This is a genomic window from Rosistilla oblonga (genome assembly GCF_007751715.1).
Taxonomy (GTDB): domain Bacteria; phylum Planctomycetota; class Planctomycetia; order Pirellulales; family Pirellulaceae; genus Rosistilla; species Rosistilla oblonga.
Genome location: NZ_CP036292.1, coordinates 1,596,671 through 1,613,690, shown reverse-complemented (window position 1 = coordinate 1,613,690; position 17,020 = coordinate 1,596,671). Strand labels below are relative to the sequence as shown.

Below are 17,020 nucleotides of genomic sequence, written 5' to 3'. Positions count from 1 at the left end.
AATTTTAGTTCGGCACCTGCGGGCGAGGTTGTTGTTGGCTCATGCAATGAAACGCTCCAAGCCCCCAGCTGAGCGATGAGGCATCCAACGGCACGACGTCATGTTGGGGCATCAGGTTGCGGAGGATCGCCACCGCTCGCCGATCCGATTCGGGATCGGCAAAGGTCGGCACCAGCACCTGCGGCCCGCTGATCAAAAAATTGCAATAACATTCCGGCACCCGCTGTCCATCGACGTCGCGAGGCGCGGGGATCGGCAGCCGATGGATCTGGAAATTCCCGTCGGCTTCGTCCGCCCAACGCACCAGTTGCTGGTAATTGGCTTCGAGAGCCGGGTAGTTCGGATCGCTCGGCTCACACGATGCGATCACCAGGTTTTCGGGATCGACAAACCGGGCTAACTGGTCGATATGGCCATCGGTATCGTCGCCGATCAGACCACCGCCGGTGAGCCAGATGAATTCGCGTACGCCCAGCTTTTCGGAGAGCTCTGCTTCGACCTGAGCCTTGTCGCCGCCGGGGTTCCGCGTGTCGGTGAGGACGCAATCGGGAGTCAGCAGCAACCGCCCGGCGCCATCGGTTTCGATCGCTCCACCTTCGAGACAGAGCGTCGACGGAATCCGTTTGACGCCGATCTGCTTTAGGATTTTTTCAGCTGCTGCGGCGTCGCGATCCCAAGGGGGATACTTCCCGCCCCAGCTGTTGTATCGCCAATCGACGCCAGCCAGCGAACCGTCGGCGGCGTGGACAAAGGTCGGTCCATAATCGCGGATCCAGCAATCGTTGGTCTCGACGTCGACGAGTTCCAGATTGGAGATCCCTCGCAGCACCTGATCCGCTTCGGCAGCCACGGCCGATCCGGCCAAAACGCGGACCGGCGTCGCCAATGCGATCTGCCGGGCCAGGTTGGTAAAGGCCTTCGGCACCGGTTCATACAGCCCCGGCCAGGTCTCGCGATTGTGCGGCCAGGAGAGCCAGAGTGCGTCTTGCGGTTCCCACTCAGCGGGCCAGCGAACGGATGAAAGAGGCTGTGTCATATTTAAGAGAAGTTTCTGATAGCAAAAGGAATCGCGTTGCGGCAAATGCGGTGCAGATACCGTTCCATTTTATACCGCCGCTGCTGAGTTTCAGTCAGTCGCCGACAATTGCGATTTGCCGCGGCTGTCGCTGCCAAGCGAAACCGCTGCTGGCCGGGATGCTTGGTAGGTCCAACCTCCCACCGGATCGGGCAGCCCAAACGCCTGGTGATACTCCCGCTGGCGGGCTTCTACCCAAACCAAGGTCTCTTGAAACAGCCGGGAATCTCGCTTGGAAAGGGCTTCGGTCGCCAAACGTCTCGCTTCGGCATAGTCCTGTCGGGCGACTGCGGCGACCGCCAAATTGTGCAGTGCCGCAAGCTGCCGCGGATGCTCCGCCAACACCTGCCGCCAACAGGCTTCGGCCTGCTGCCATTCTCCCTCCAAAGCGTATCGATTTCCCTCACGCGTCTGTTTGGCTCCCAACGAGATCCAGGGAACCGCAAGTTCCGTCTGATATTGATCGACAAAAGGAGCAAACAACTTCCAGGTTTCGCGTCCCGCCGCCGCTTGCAATTGCTGGCTGAGCGAAGTTTGTTGCCCGGCCAGATCGGGGTAGGTCCGATCGACGAACGCTTTGGAGACCGACATCGGATTCGCCCAGACCGTCTGCCCGTTTTCGACATCGATCACCCGCCACGAAAAAGCCAGGATCTGGTCGTCGTCGCGGCTCTGTAAAAACTGCCCCAACTTGAATTGGAAATCGGGATCGTCGTGAGCCAACGGTTGGCGGCTGTCACCAAAGGGATCGTTCAGCACTTCGCCGACCAACAAAAAATCGAGCCCAGCTTGCTTGGCCACCGGCAATAGAGCCAGATCGCTCGGCGCCCGACCGTCGAACGAGACCAACTGGATCGCGTCGGACTGCGACAGTTCATATTGCGACACGAGTTCGGCTCGCTGCGGCAACTTGGGTTGCTCTCTGGCGATCGACTGGGACAACTCACCAGCCAACGCCCGCGGACCGACCGGCGGCGCGACGGCGATGCGTTTGCCCGCGGCATTTGCGGCCAGCGGCGGCTGCCAGACGTGCACACCGGTTCCGACGCGACAGCCCGACAGCATCGTGATCAGGCCGATGCAGAGGATCGGGAAGCGTAACTTTTGCTCGGACATGCGACGGCGTTTCCGGAACTCGTGATTCAAAACGGTTTATCGACGACCTCCGTAAACCGGTTCGCTAACGCCCGTCAAGTGAAGCTGGAGAAAAGAGGACCGCCTGGCAAAATAAACGCTCCCTTCCCGACTGGCTCTAGCAATAACCGGGCACAACCAGGCGTTAGGGATCTGCCGATCGTAAGCGTTGTGAACAATATCCGGCTAGATACGCAGGATGGTGAAAGTATTCGGGAAGAAACTTTACTAAGCGGTTCGGTTTGCCCCCTATCGCGTTAACCTATTGTTAAGGAAAATCTATTTAGGGGACTACGGAGAGTCTTAAGGCGTGAACGGATTCGAATTTCAACAAAATTCCGTTGTGTAAAGAAGGTGAAGACGATGTTACGTGTAAGTTTGCTGTGTGCGTCGCTGATGATGATGTTCTTGGTTGTCGGTTGCGAAGACGCGACCAAGATGAAGGACGATGCATCGACCGCAACCGAAGAAGCGGTTGGCGATATGGCCGATCACGCTGAAGAAGGTGCTGACAAGGCTGGCGACGCTGCTGCCGACACGATGGAAGCTGCTAAAGCGACCGCCGGCGACGCGGTTGAAGCTGTCAAAGAAAAGACCGGCGAAGCAGTTGAAGCAGTCAAAGAAGCGGCTGGCGATGCCACCGACGCTGCCAAGAAGAAGGTCAACGAAGCTGCTGACGCTGTCAAAAAGGCAACCGACGAATAATCGTCCGCCGACCTCCAGTCCTGTCCTACACGGCTCCGCGATTCCCGATCGCGGAGCTTTCTTTTTGTTGGAACCGACCATGCCGCCGATCTGGAAACTGCCCAAGCGTTCGATCACCTTCGAATCGACTCCCGTAGTGATGGGAATCTTGAACGCGACTCCCGATAGCTTCTCCGACGGCGGGCGGCTGGCCGATTGCACTGCGGCAGTCGACGCGGCGTTGGCGATGGAGGATGCCGGGGCCGGGATCATCGATATCGGTGGCGAAAGCACACGTCCGTATGCTCCCGCGGTCGATGCCAACGAGGAACTGCGACGCGTGGTTCCGGTGATCCAACAGCTGCAAGGGCGGCTGTCATGCCCGATCTCGATCGACACATCCAAAGCGGTTGTCGCCCAAGCGGCGATCGATGCGGGAGCGGAGATCATCAACGACGTCTCCGGCCTGCAAGGCGATCCGCAGATGTTCGACGTCGCCGCGCGAAACGCGGTGGCAGTCTGCGCGATGCACATGCAGGGGACTCCCCAAACGATGCAAGACGATCCGCGTTACGACAACGTCGTGCATGAGATCTATCAATACTTGGCAGACCGCAAACAGCAGTGCCTGGATCACGGGATCGAAGCCCAGCGGATCTGTCTCGATCCAGGCATCGGTTTCGGCAAGATGCACGAACACAACATCGAGTTATTGCGGGGCGTGTCCGAGTTCCTAAAGCTGGGCGTGCCGATTTTGATCGGGCACTCGCGGAAAGGTTTTATCGGCAAACAGACCGGCGACGATCTGATCCTTCGCGACGCCGGAACCGTTGGCGTTTCGCTAGCGATGGCCGCGGCAGGGATGCACATTCTGCGAGTCCATAACGTGCCGATGACCGTTGCTGCGCTGAAGCTGTTTCAACAATGCCAACCGCGATAGACGAAAGCTGACTTCCGTTTGAAGAGGAAATCGATCGCTGCGGTTCTACAGCCAATCAAGCGGCGCAGTTGCGTTCCTCTTCGTCGAGGAACGCTTTGATTTGCTGTCGCAGTTCGAGATAGCGAGCGTCTTTCATCAATGCAGTCCGCGAGCGTGGACGGGAAAACGGAACGTCGATGATTCGACCGACTGTCGCTTTGGGAGCGTGGGTCATCAGAACGACGCGGTCGCTGAGAATCAACGCCTCTTCGACGTCGCGCGTGATCATCAACGTTGTCAATCGATGGCGTCCCTGTAGATCCAACAGCACATCCTGAAGCTCTCGGCGCGCCTTGGAATCCAGTTGATCGAAGGGATCGTCCAACAGCAAGATCTTAGGATTCAGCGCCAACGAACGGGCGATCCCAACGCGCTGTTGCGCCGCGGTGGAGAGCGTCATCGCCTTGCGATCTCGCGTGGCGGTGAGTCCAAGTTGGACAAGATAGTCGTCGGCGGATGCCCGCCATTGTTCGACACTCTCCTCGGGGCAGGCCTGCCGAACCGAAAGCATCACATTGTCGAACACCGTCATCCACGGCAGCAGACCGGGGGACGAAAAGATCACGCGGCGATCGGGTCCAGGACCGTGAACTCCATGACCGTCGACGAGAATGCCGCCATCGGTGATGGCGGTCAAACCTGCCACCATCGTCAGGATCGTACTCTTGCCGCAACCGGATCCGCCCAGCAGAGAAACAGACTCCCCCTTGGCGATGTTGAGATCAAAATTTTCGACGATGACCGCACGACCATGCGGCTCTTGATAGGTCTTCCCCACCCCCGTCAGTTCGACAAAGCTAGTCATCTTGTCTCTACCTTTCTCTACCCCGAGCAGATACAGTCACACCAAACCGATTGGCCGACGCCATAAACAACACCTCTACTCACCGGACGCCCAGTACCGAACTCATAATCGAATCGAATCAGCGTCTTATATATGACGCGAAAGTTGTTTTTGATCCCCGAGGGTTTTACGGCTCCGAACAGTACCGCCGATCTATCGGAAGGAGCTTTCCGAGCCCCACGCGACTGCGTTTTCACTATTGCAGCTGACATGCCAAACGCCGAACAATCGCTAAAAAGCAGCCGCCAACTTTGCATAATTCATCAAGTCAACGTCGCCATTAAAACGCGCCGCATTAGAAAACACTGCAAACGAAGGCACCCGATCCACCATTACGCAAATTGATCGGAGATGAAATGGTTGCCATTTAAGGCGAGACAATCCGTCACACAAGTGTGCCCTGAGGGAATCCCTGCCCAGAACAAAAGCACGCACGCCTACAGCTCGGGCAGCGCGAGCGAATCACGCGGCGGAGCTCGCCCCCCGACAGCATCCCAGATCGCTTGTCGCTGCAGCGGTGGTCAGGGATTCAGTTCAAACCGCAGCGAATCGGCGAGAAACCGCGACAGACGTTGCAGCAGTGATTGGTAGCCGACGTGGACTCGCGCGCTGCCGGTCGCGCGCAGCCGCAGCGGCTGGTCAACATCCGACAACGCGACCTCGACTTGGTAAGTCGGCTCCATCGGCTGGTCGCCGCTTCCGGCGTTGGGTTCGACCGACACCAATTGATTGACAACCAGCTCATGCGGCAGCTGGCTGACCGGTTGTGCATCGATCCGCGTCACGATGCCCGACACGCGGGCACCGGGAGCCCCGAGCCGATGTAATTCCACCGTCTGTCCTAGTCGAATGAAACCGATCTCGCGGTGCGAGGCGAAGAGCGCGACGGTTCGTTCGTCGGGAGATCCGATCGAACACAGATGAGTTCCACGCGTCAGGAAGCAACCGAGGTTGCGATCATCCAACAGCGAACCGGTCCAGCCGGCGTCGCCCCCCGCTGCGGTTGCCGATTCACCAGGCGATGCGGCTGCAAACACCATCCCGTCGCGCGGCGCGACGACCTGCAGAGCGGCTTGTTCTCGTTTTCGCAGCGCGATCTTTTCTTTGATCGCTGCGATCCACTCTCGCAGCGCCGGTATTTGCGCAGCGGCCGTCGGATCTTCGCTGCGCAGCGATGCCACGCGATCCAACCGCTGTTCCAGCGTGGTCTCCTCGGCGGCAAGCGATTCCAACTCCAGATCCAGCTCGCGATTTCGCAGGCTGGCGATCGCATCACCTCGCTTCACCCGCGTCCCCTCGGCGACAACCGACATCAAGCTGCCAGGCTGGGCGATATAGACGTCTTGTTGGTCGCCGACTTTGGCGATAAACGGCAACACGATCCGCTGAGGCCAAGGAATCAATAATCCAGCCGCAAGCAGAAGGATCACCAGCAGGTTGACGATCGCAACACGTCCGCGTCGCATCGCTCGCCGCTCCCAATTCGAAAGCCGTAGCGTACCGACCTGACGCCAACTGCCACGAAGCAAACCAAACAACATCGGCGCGGTCACCATCCAGGCGAGAATTTGCAGGTGATAGGCGATTGCGAGTTTGTGGATCGCAAACAGGATCGCACCGATCACCACTAATCGATAGACAAGGCTCGCGATCGCATATCCTATCAACAGCGGTTCGGATCCCTTGCCGCGATCCGCCGGAACGATCCCCGTCAGCAATTGCTTGGTGCGTCGCATCATCGCCGCGGAACTCTCCGACGCCAAGTTGGGAATCCGCAACAGATCCGAGAGGATGTAATAGCCATCGTATCGCATCAGCGGATTGCCATTAAACAACAGCGTACTGACGCTGCAGACCACAACGATCGACAAACAGGTCCAGTGCAGCGGGCCGTCGATCGTGATCGACCACAACACCGCCGCGGTTGCGGCGATCCAAAGTTCCGCGAACATTCCTGCCGCCGAGACCGCGATCCTTCGGCTTCGTCGCGGTTGCAGCCAAGCGTTGGAAACGTCGCAGTACAAACAGGGAATCATGACCAAAAACATCAGCCCGATCTCGGTGCACGAACCGCCGTAGCGCCGGCACGTCACCGCGTGGGCCAGTTCGTGCACGATCTTCGTGAGCGCGATCACCACGATCACAACTCCCATCATCCCTGCCGAGGCCCAGGCCTGCGATTGACGAAGCTCGAGAAAAAACGTTTCCGCTCGCAAACCGACGATCACCGCCCCCAAAACCATCCAAAGCACTGCCAGCCAAAGCGTCAGCGGGGCGAAGATCCAGCGAGTTTTCGGTTCGATAAAATCCAACAACCTGTCGGGATTAACGCCGGGCAGACGGATCGCCAACGGCGACATCAGCCCCCCGCCAAATCCACCTTGCGAACGCGCCGCGGCCGGCGGTTCGCTTTCCGGCGTGGTGGTCGTCCCACGCAACAAACCGCTGCGTTGGACCTCCGCCAGAAACGCAACCAGACCATCGGGCGATAAGACATCGTTGCCGTGATGCCGCCGATAATCGGCGGCGATCGCGTCGGGTGATCGACCATCCAACGCGGACAGCAGCGTGTATTCGCGTTCGCTGAAATAGAAGAAATCGCCCGCGATCGGATCTTTGGTCACCCATAGCGTGCGGTCGCCCATCTGCAAGCGACGGTGAATCAAATCGTTGCGCAGCACCAACCGCGGCGTTGACGCCAGCGGTTGTGGAAACGCAACTTGATTCATCGATTGGCTCACTGCTGCGGTGTCTCTTCAGTATCCGATTGTGGCGATTTGCCTGCGGTATCGGGCAAGGGCAAGTGGATCGTGAGCGTCCCTTGCATTCCCGGCCAGGCCAGCAGTTCGGGATTATCAAATTCTGCCCAGATCGCAACCTCGTTGTTCACCGCGTCGACTTCGGGCGAGACAAACGAAACCTCTCCTTGAAAGACCAGCGACTGTTTGGCAAATCCAACGACGTGAATCTCGGCTGGCGAACCAACCAGATCGCTCCGCAGCAAGTGGGTCGGCAGAAAGCCTTCGACACGCAACCGATCCAAGCGCAGCACCCGCACGATCGGATCGCCCGGCTTCACCCATTCCCCCTGCTGCCGATACAGTTCGACCACAACACCGTCGAACGGAGCCTGCACCTGATGCTGAGCCAGTTGCAGCTGCGCCGCATCGAGCGCATTTTGATAGAGGTCCGCGTTCAATCGCGCCAGTTGCAGATCGGTCTTGGTTTGCTGCAATTCGATCGACGCCTGCTCCGCCGCCAAACGATGCGACAGCAGCGCTTCGTCCGACGCGTTAGCAGCCAGCAGATCCTGTTGGCGTTGAAACTCTGCCTGCTGCGACTCGAGTTCCGCCTGCTGATAAGTGAGTGCCAAACCTTCGATCTCCGATTCGGAAACACTATCGGCAAACTCGTTGCGAGCGTGTTGTGCGCGATCGAGTTCATTTTTTGCAACCGCTGCCGACTTCTCCGTCGCTTGGACAGCTAACCGATTTTCGGCAAGCCGATGCGCGGCATCGTTTTCAATCGCAAATTGCTTTCGCGCTTGCTCAGCGGCTTCGAGTCGCTTCTGCGCCAATTCGATCTCCGCTCGATCGCTGAGTTCCTGCACCGCCACTTCGTATTCGATCTTCGCGCGCTGCAGATCGATTTGAGCGTTCCGATCATCCAGCTTCGCCAGCGGCTGGTCCTTGGAAACCGAAGCCCCTTCGGCAACGGAGACCTTGGCCAGCAGACCCGCTTTGGGAGCGGCGAGTTCGACGTCGGCGATCCGTTTGACAAACACACGCTGCAACACCAGCGGATCGCCCGCCGGGAGTGTCGACGCCCCGAGCAGAGCCAAACAAACGCTGCACAGATAGCGTCGATGAAATGAGACCATTGCGATCGTCTCCGTTAAAAGTAGAAACTGCGTTGACAAAATTCGATCAGCTCGCGAAACCAGACAAACGCCAACGAACGTCGTCCGCAATAGATCCTCGCGACCACTCCCGCACCAATCCGTGGATCGTGCAACGCTTCGTCACCGATTCCAGCGGCGACCAAGACACTCGTCTGCCCCTGTGCATCGACCTGTGATGATTCCGCGATCTGCCGCACGACAGCGGGCATGACGTCTTGCGGTGCGCTGCGAATCCGAAACTCGACCGGCAACGGATCGTCTTGTGGAGCAGCAAGTACGTAACCGATCAAATGATCGGGAACATCCAACCGCAATTCCCAAGCTGAATCGGCGTCGATCACGTCCAACAAATGTTGCCCATGCGCGACCGGCCGATCTCGCAACTCACGCTCCATATCCCAGCGTTGCACCGTGCCGGCCAAAGGACTTGCGACGTCCAGCTGCTGCCGATGTTTCGAGACCAACTCGCGTTGCCGCTGCAGCCCAGCCAACTGCATCTCCAGATCTTGTTCTTGCGCCGAAAGATCGCCGCTGCGAGTGCGCGACGCATCGCGGACGCCTTGCCCGCGAGCTGCCTGAGCCGACGCCAGCTGCGACTTTAGCGTTGCGATCTGTCCGTCCAATTCGCTACCGCGCAGTTCCAACTGAGGATCACGGATCGACAACAACTTGTCTCCCTCGGCAACAACGGCTCCATCGACGACGTATAAGCTGTCGATCACACCTTCCCCGGGCGCAAACACACCTCGCGAGGCGACCGGATGCAGATGGCCATCGACGGGAATCCAGAAGTCGCTAGGGATGCACAGCAATGCCAGCAACATCACCACGCCGACAAGCGAGGCGATCGCTGCGTTTCGCGCCGGCGACGCGTGGCGAACTCGATTCAGCAGCCGCCGGAAACCGCTGTTGTGCTGGTCGAGCAAATGCCGCAGAACGGGCAACGCCTGCAATGCCAGCCCGCGATCGCGCGACATCGACGCCGGATCGACGGTGAAACGTTCCAGAACGATCGCCGTCGGATTGGCTTGCAACCGCGACTGATCCATCTGAACTTCAACCTGCCGACTCTCCGCTTCGTCGATGAATTGCAGCAAGCTTTCCTGCGGGGCGTCGTCCGATGGCAAACCCATCGAATAGGCGAGGGTCCCGTCACCGGCGGCGACTTGCGTCACGAGCGACGTCAGTTGACGGACCAATACGGATCGGCGATCGATCTTTCCCGCCGGAGCCAACGCCAGCAAACGGGTCGCGCCCGCTTGGTATTGCAGCAAGCTGACGCGATCGACATCGGTCGCATTTAACAGCAGATTCGCTAGCTCACGCGTCGCTTCGTCGATCGACTTGGATTCGTCGACAACGAGATCGAGCATCGCTTGCCGGGGATCGCGCGGGTCGCGGCGAAGCGACAACGCTTCAAAGCGATCCCGAACCCAGCGGTTGCCCGCCAGCTCTGCAAAACCTTCGAGCAATTCCTGACGCTGCCGCAGCGCGGCCGGTGACGCCGCCGGCTGAACCATCGCATCGAGAATCAACAACGCTTCGGAACCGCCACGATAAACGGTCGCGATGCGTTGGCCAGCGGTCGCGGTTTCGCTGGCATCGGGTGCGTTCAGTACGATCGACGCCGCCGCTCCTACCGCGGTTTGCGACAAGAGATCGGGCAATGGATGGGGCAGCGGAAGCTGCCAAGCGGGCGACCGCGCCGACAAAGTGGTCTGCCCCAGCTCGCAGCACCAAAAGGCAGCGGACGCCACGATCCCATCGGCTATCAAGCGATCGATCAAATCGGGAAACAACGGTGGCGCGTCATCGCCGGCGGCACAGATTCGATCGACCTGCGCAAAGAAACGCTCCACATGCGGATGCGGCAGCAGATCATCGGTTGTCTTGAAATCATGCATAAAGAAGTTTCCCAAGCCTTCATGCTATCAAGCGATCGGCAGGCCTTGGCGATGGCGGCGATAAAACCGCTTCGATTTGGATCACTCCAACGATACAGCCGATACATCGGGACTATCGATTACACAGCCGGCGGCCTAGTCGACCGAGTTGGCAAACTTTGCCGATTGCCGCGAATCGACCGATTAGTCCGATTGCACCATTGGTGCAGCCCCGAACTCGGACCGGTTGTGCGAATCGCAGCGGTTCGAATGGATTTGATACTGCCATCGGAACGACCAATGGAGATGAGCGACGTTGTATTTTCCGTTGGCACCCCAGTTGGGCATTTGGTTGCACCATGGTTGAGCACCACCAAACCTGCATCACACAATCGCACCGACAGCGAGCGGACCAGCAGATCCTGGTGTGGGCGTGGGCGATTGCGATGCTGGCTCTAACCGCCGCCGGTTGTCGCACGTATCATCAAGCGTCCCAAACGATATGCCACGACACGACCGATGTCGATGCAGTGATGTGTCGTGTCGACACCGGAAATGCTGGTAGCATCGAGCACACAGCGGATACGCGTCCGTTGACGTTGGAAGACTTTAAGTCGGGCAACGAGATCCAATATTGGGAGATAACGCTGGAAGAAGCGTTGTCGACGGCCCTCTCCAGCACGCAAGTGATGCGAGAACTGGGAGCCACGATCATGCGGTCTCCCGATCTCGTCGTGACAGAACAAAGTCGCCCGTTGCAGCAGACCGATCCACGGTTTGGAATCGAGGGAGCGTTGAGTGCGTTCGACGCACAACTGGATGTACTGGCCACGTTCCAGAACAACGACCGCCGTTTCAACAACCGCTTCTTCGGCGGCGGATCAAACGTCTTCATTCAGGATCGCCACGACTACATCGCTCAATTGAGCAAGCGAAGTGCGACGGGAGCCGAATTCGCGCTTCGCAGCATCACCGACTACGACGCCAACAACGCGACCGGCAACATCACTCCCAGCGCTTGGCAACAACAACTCGAGGGCGAGATCAGGCAGCCCTTGTTGCAAGGCGGCGGATTGACTTTCAATCGCATCGCCGGCCCCGGCGGCGGGCCCGGTGTCTATAACGGGATCTTGATCGCGAAGGTCAACAGCGACATCAACGACATGGAATTCGAACTCGCGTTGCGTCGTTTTGTTAGCGATGTGACCAACGCGTATTGGGATCTCTACTTCGCCTACCGCGACTTCGACGCCAAACACTTTGCGTTGGAGAAGAGTCGCGAAACGTGGTTGAACTACGAAGCGCAGAAGGTTGCCAACCGGCGATCCGGTGCTGCCGAAGCACTTGCTCGCGAGCAGTACTATCGTTTCCAATCGGAACTAGAAGATGCGATTGCTGGCAAAGCGACGCAGCGGACCGAATCGGGCAGCGGAACCCAAGGCGGTGTATTCGCCGGTGTCGGCGGTGTGCAAGCCGCCGAACGGAAGTTGCGGTTGATGATCGGTCTGCCGCAACGTGGCGAACAATTGCTGCGGCCCAGCGATGAACCGGTCGCCGCACCGATTCGCTTCGATTGGGATTCGATCGCCGCCGAAGCGCTTCGCCAGCGCGTGGAACTCAGAAAGCAGCGGTTGGTTGTCGAACGACGCCGATTGGAACTGCTCGCTGCGAAAAACTTCCTGTTGCCACAATTAGATATGATCGGCCGCTATCGCTATCGCGGACTCGACAAGAACTGGATCGGCAACGATTCCGCGTTCCGCGATCTCGGCAGCGGCGACTTCCAGGAATGGGAAGCCGGTTTTGAACTGTCGCTGCCGGTCGGATTCCGCCAGGCGCACGCGGCGGTGCAAAATGCAAAGCTGCAACTGGCCCGCGAACAAGCGATCCTCACCGAACAATCGCGGCGCGTGACCCATGACTTGGCAGCCATGGTTGCCGAAGCGGATCGCGCGTTTCAGCAAACGCAGACCAACATGAACCGCTTCCTCGCCGCAGCCGATGCCGTCGAAACGCTCGAAGCCAACCGAAGGGCAGGGCTGCCGGTCAATCTGGAACAACTGTTGGATGCCCAACGTCGACTCAGCGACGCCCAAACAAGCTACTTCACCGCGAAGACCGAATACGCCGTCGCGTTGAAAAACATCGACTTCGAAAAAGGTTCGCTGCTGAGAAACAGCCGACTGTATCTAGCCAGCAACAACTAATCGATGCTCGCGGATCCGGATTCTGGATCCCCGATGGCGAAGCCGGCATCGCCACGCCAGAGAATGTTGCAGCGATCTTAGGTCGCTTAGCGACAGGATCTGCACTCTGCCAATCGACCGACATACCATCGTCGGTCGAACTTAACTGTCGGTCGAACTCAACAGTCGGTCGGCCGCAAACAATCGGCCGAACGCAACTCGGACAGATCGCGTTAGATCGCGTGGATGTTGTCCGCCGACACCATCGATTGAACCTGCTTCATCGCCACCGCGTCGTTGGCGTCGACCGATGCAAAGATCAGCACGCGGTGTTTTTCAGCGACGGTTTGCAGCTGTCGCAGGAACTGCCAACTGGCTCCGTCGGCATGCTGCAGGTGTTCGATACACAGCACGATCGTGCGATCTTCGGCCAGCGTTTGGAACAGCCACGCTAAATCGCTCAGGCCAGTCTCTCTCGCCCCGTTGAGAGAGGTGGCCTGAGCGAAGCGCGTGTGTGAAGAAGCGAGCAGTCCCAAAATGGGCCAGTCGGCGATTGCGGGGGAATCGGGCATCAGCGGCCATGCGCGACGCAAGCAGGGATCCAAGTTCTGCAACCACTGTCCCAGTTCGCTTACGATAGGGTTGATCGCCCGATATGGGAGATTCTCTCCGGCGCAAGTCTGCCCTTTAAGCACCAGATAGTTGTCGTCTCCGGAGAGCGCATCCATGGTGTCGCCCAAAAATGCCTGTTGGGTCTCTTCGAGAGCCAGCACGACCAAACCGCTTTCGGCGGAGTTCGCTTTGACCGTTTGACGCAGCTTGGTTTGCAAGCATTCCGCGGTCGCCGCTTGCCGCCGCTTTCGCTTGGAAGTTGCTGACTGCAAGTAATCGGTGATCTCCTCGGCCGACGGACGTTGATCGGGATCAAACGCATTGGTTCCAATGCAAAGGTTGACCAGATCGCTCGGCGTTCCACAAGGCAACTGCTGATTCAACTGCGACGCAATTCGCGCGTCGGACCAATCGGGTTGCAACGGCAGATCCAGGCAAGGCAAACGGCCCGCCAACAGATAAAACAGGACGCGTCCGAAACTGTAGATATCCGACGCTGTCGTTTGACAGCAGCTCAGTGCGATCTCGGGAGCGAGATACCGAAAGGTTCCCAATTGGAATTCGGGATTGCTCCAATTGCCGAGCGTTCGGATCCGCGTGGCCAAACCAAAATCGATAAGCTTCACCCGGCCTGAACCGTCGACCAAAACGTTGTTCGGTTTGATGTCGCGGTGGACATAGTTTTGTTTGTGCAAGCTGTCGAGAGCTTGAGCCAGTTGAGCGATCGCCGAATAAACGCGATCCAACGATGGCAGTTGTCCCGTCGGGATTCCCTGACGAACCCACTTATCGATCGACGTCCCATCGATCAATTCCTGCGAGATCACGTGGATGTTGTCGACGTTATATAGTCCCTGGACTTCGACCACGCCACGATCGGCGATCGACCGCGTCAATCGAAACTCGCGGCCGATCAGGTCGTTGATCCACGGACTGGCGATGCGCGGCACTTTGATCGCAACGTCTGCGTCCATCCGATCGCTTGCTCGATAGACATTGGCGACTCCGCCGCTGCCCAACAGCCCCTTGATCATGAAGGGGCCGAAGCGCTCACCCGCTCCCAGGATCGGCAGCTCGGGTCCGTCGAAGATCTTTTCGTCGGCGAGGTTCCTTGGAACTGCGACTGTCGATTCCCGCTCACGCTCGGGGAAACTGGCGGTGTCATCCCCCGTGTAGAGGGATTCAAGGTAGGCCTGGGCCACCCGCTGCTTCCGTTCGGACATGACGCGTTCAGGGCGTATCGGCAATGAATTAATTCGTGCGGACATGAAACAACCTGGTAAAACCACGCCCCCCGATAGGGCTGCGTGCAACTAAAAAGTTTCGTCTTCTATCCCACTAATGCGTTCAGCGACGAAATAGCGACAACAAAACCGTATTTTTTTCGGAACTGTTTTGCCGCCTCGCTGTCGTCACCTCATCCCGGTACACGTAAGCCGATTGCTGAATGTGACTTGCGCGAATCCATCACAAACGATCTGGACCCTAGGCAAGCGATTGGCTACTCTCCTGCCGCCTTGCGACTGTCATTCGACTAGGAAAATTCCTAGTCCAGTCCAATGGGGCATCGATAGAACCCAAGTTTGCGATCAATCGATTCATGAACCTGCTGCTTCGCTACCGAGACCTCATCCTACCTCTGGGCATCATTGGCTCTTTGGTAGTTATTTTGGTTCCGCTGCCGCCGGGGCTGATGGATATCTTGCTGTCGGCGAACATCACGATCGCGGTGATCGTCCTGCTGACCACCGTCTATGTCCCCAGTCCGCTGGAGTTCAGTGTCTTCCCATCCCTCCTGTTGGCCACAACATTAGCTCGCTTGGTGCTAAACGTTGCCACCACTCGGTTAATTTTGACCGGAGCCGGGGATCGGCAGATGGAAGCCGCTGGCGGCGTGATCCAGAGTTTTGGCGAGTTTGTCTCGGGTGACCGGGTCGAGGTCGGGTTGATCATCTTTGTGATCATCGTCGTGATCCAATTTGTCGTGATCACCAAGGGTTCGACCCGGATCAGTGAAGTTGCCGCCCGTTTTGCATTGGACGGGATGCCAGGTAAACAGATGGCGATCGACGCCGATCTGAGTGCGGGGATCATCGACGAAAAAGAAGCTCAACAACGGCGGCTGGATGTCACCAACCAAGCCGATTTCTACGGTGCGATGGACGGTGCCAATAAGTTCGTCCGCGGCGATGCGATCGCCGGTATTATCATCACCGTAATCAACGTGATCGGCGGTCTGTATGTCGGTATCGTGCAGGCGGGAATGAGCCTGTCGGATGCGGCGGCGCTCTTTACCAAATTGACGATCGGCGATGGTCTGGTCAGCCAAGTTCCCGCGCTGCTGATCTCGTTGGCCGCGGCGTTGTTGGTCACGCGAAGCACACAAAAATCGAATCTGCCGGTCGAATTCCTGACCCAGCTGTTCAGTAATCCCCGCGTTTTAACAGTCGCCGGCGCGTTCTTGTTCATCATGTTGATGACCAATCTGCCGACCCTGCCGATGGCCACGATCGGGCTCGGATGTATCGGACTAGCCGTCGTCATGAACCGCTCGGCGATCGATAAAGAGAATCGCCAACAGCAGCAATCGGCCGACGAAGCCGCCGCCAAAGCGGCTCCCGAAGAACCGCGCGTCGAAGATCGACTGGCGATCGATCCGATGGAGGTCAATCTGGGCCTGGAACTGATCCCGCTGGCCAGCCCCGCCAAGGGAGGCGACTTGATGGAGCGGATCAGTGGCATCCGCAACCAGATCGCGTCGGACATCGGCATCATCCTGCCGAAGGTCCGCGTTCGCGACAATCGCAACATGCCCGACTACAAATACGAGATTCGCATCGCCGGAAATCCGGTCGCCAATGGAATGGTCCAACCCGGGCATCTGCTGGCGATGGACCAAGGGATGACGACCGGAGCGATCGAAGGGCAACAGACGCGCGACCCGATGTACAACCAGCCCGCGGTCTGGATCGATCCAACGCGGCGCGAACAAGCGATGATCTACGGATATCGAATCGCCGAACCGGGCAGCGTGATCACGACGCATCTAAAGATGATCGCCAAGCGACACGCCGAAGAACTGCTGTCGCGCGATGCGACCAAACACCTGATCGACGAATTGCAAAAGACGGCTCCGACGGTTGTCGACGAATTGGTCCCCGGCGTGATGAAGCTGGCCGAGGTGCAGCAGGTGCTGCAGATGCTGCTTCGCGAAGACATCCCGATCCGCCAACTCTCCACGATCCTCGAGACCCTCGGCGATTACGCTCCCAAAACCAAAGACCCTGTTTGGCTGACCGAATACGTTCGCCATCGCTTGGCGCGGACGATCAGCACGCGATATCGAGACGAACACAGTCGCCTGCACGTCGTGACGATGGATCCGGCGCTCGAAGATCGGATCGCCGCGGGGATCGAACACAACGATCGCGGCCTGTTCATTCGCATGTCCCCTGCGGCCGTCGACGTCACCTGCAACCGATTGGGTGAGGAACTGAAAAAGCTGACCGCGGCGGGGCATCCGCCGGTGGTGTTGGTCAGCCCACGAATTCGCCCCGGTCTGAAGCAATTGACAAATTCGTCGTTGCCTCGCATCCACATCCTTTCGTACAACGAGATCACTCAAGACACAGCAATCGAATCGATCGGCCTTGTCACCGATCCGCCGGCGAAAGAAAAACCGACCGACCCGAAGGCCCAGGGCTAACCAAATCGCTTCGATT

The 17,020-nt window shown here is 58.4% G+C and carries 11 protein-coding genes; 4 read left to right on the top strand and 7 right to left on the bottom strand.

Annotation, left to right across the window (positions count from 1 at the left end):
- Nucleotides 1-4: 4 nt before the first annotated feature.
- Together CA51_RS05760 and CA51_RS05755 are read right to left on the bottom strand one after the other, a co-directional pair.
- Nucleotides 5-1,036: an agmatine deiminase family protein gene (locus tag CA51_RS05760; RefSeq protein WP_145118632.1), complete on the bottom strand. Its 1,032-nt coding sequence runs from the start codon at nt 1,034-1,036 to the stop codon at nt 5-7.
- 90 nt (nt 1,037-1,126) lie between these two features.
- Entirely contained in the window at nt 1,127-2,191 is a 1,065-nt protein-coding gene (locus CA51_RS05755) for a tetratricopeptide repeat protein (RefSeq protein ID WP_145118630.1), read from the bottom strand.
- A gap of 381 nt (nt 2,192-2,572) precedes the next feature.
- On the opposite strand from CA51_RS05755, the gene CA51_RS05750 reads away from it, so the two are divergent.
- Nucleotides 2,573-2,914 (top strand): hypothetical protein, encoded by a 342-nt coding sequence (locus tag CA51_RS05750; RefSeq protein ID WP_145118628.1) that lies wholly within the window; start codon nt 2,573-2,575, stop codon nt 2,912-2,914.
- Between the two features lie 79 nt (nt 2,915-2,993).
- Complete coding sequence (gene folP, locus CA51_RS05745; protein ID WP_231746022.1) at nt 2,994-3,833, top strand: dihydropteroate synthase; 840 nt, start codon at nt 2,994-2,996, stop codon at nt 3,831-3,833.
- A gap of 55 nt (nt 3,834-3,888) precedes the next feature.
- Here folP and CA51_RS05740 read toward each other — a convergent pair whose 3' ends face one another.
- From CA51_RS05740 to CA51_RS05725, 4 genes are all read right to left on the bottom strand, one after another.
- Nucleotides 3,889-4,677, bottom strand: a complete 789-nt coding sequence (locus CA51_RS05740) for an ABC transporter ATP-binding protein (RefSeq protein WP_145118626.1) — start codon at nt 4,675-4,677, stop codon at nt 3,889-3,891.
- 560 nt (nt 4,678-5,237) lie between these two features.
- Nucleotides 5,238-7,445 carry a hypothetical protein gene (locus CA51_RS05735; protein WP_145118624.1) on the bottom strand — a complete coding sequence of 736 codons (2,208 nt, stop codon included), beginning with the start codon at nt 7,443-7,445 and terminating at the stop codon, nt 5,238-5,240.
- Between the two features lie 8 nt (nt 7,446-7,453).
- Nucleotides 7,454-8,596 carry an HlyD family secretion protein gene (locus tag CA51_RS05730; protein WP_145118622.1) on the bottom strand — a complete coding sequence of 381 codons (1,143 nt, stop codon included), beginning with the start codon at nt 8,594-8,596 and terminating at the stop codon, nt 7,454-7,456.
- A 14-nt stretch (nt 8,597-8,610) separates the two neighbouring features.
- Nucleotides 8,611-10,521 (bottom strand): efflux RND transporter periplasmic adaptor subunit, encoded by a 1,911-nt coding sequence (locus tag CA51_RS05725; RefSeq protein WP_145118620.1) that lies wholly within the window; start codon nt 10,519-10,521, stop codon nt 8,611-8,613.
- Nucleotides 10,522-10,859: 338 nt separating this feature from the next.
- Here CA51_RS05725 and CA51_RS05720 point away from each other — a divergent pair, with 338 nt between their 5' ends.
- Nucleotides 10,860-12,707, top strand: a complete 1,848-nt coding sequence (locus CA51_RS05720; protein ID WP_231746021.1) for a TolC family protein — start codon at nt 10,860-10,862, stop codon at nt 12,705-12,707.
- A gap of 212 nt (nt 12,708-12,919) precedes the next feature.
- Here CA51_RS05720 and CA51_RS05715 read toward each other — a convergent pair whose 3' ends face one another.
- Nucleotides 12,920-14,521 carry a serine/threonine-protein kinase gene (locus CA51_RS05715; RefSeq protein WP_197451622.1) on the bottom strand — a complete coding sequence of 534 codons (1,602 nt, stop codon included), beginning with the start codon at nt 14,519-14,521 and terminating at the stop codon, nt 12,920-12,922.
- Nucleotides 14,522-14,898: 377 nt separating this feature from the next.
- Between CA51_RS05715 and flhA the strand changes: the two genes are divergently transcribed.
- Nucleotides 14,899-17,004 carry a flagellar biosynthesis protein FlhA gene (gene flhA, locus CA51_RS05710; protein WP_145118616.1) on the top strand — a complete coding sequence of 702 codons (2,106 nt, stop codon included), beginning with the start codon at nt 14,899-14,901 and terminating at the stop codon, nt 17,002-17,004.
- Nucleotides 17,005-17,020 lie beyond the last annotated feature (16 nt).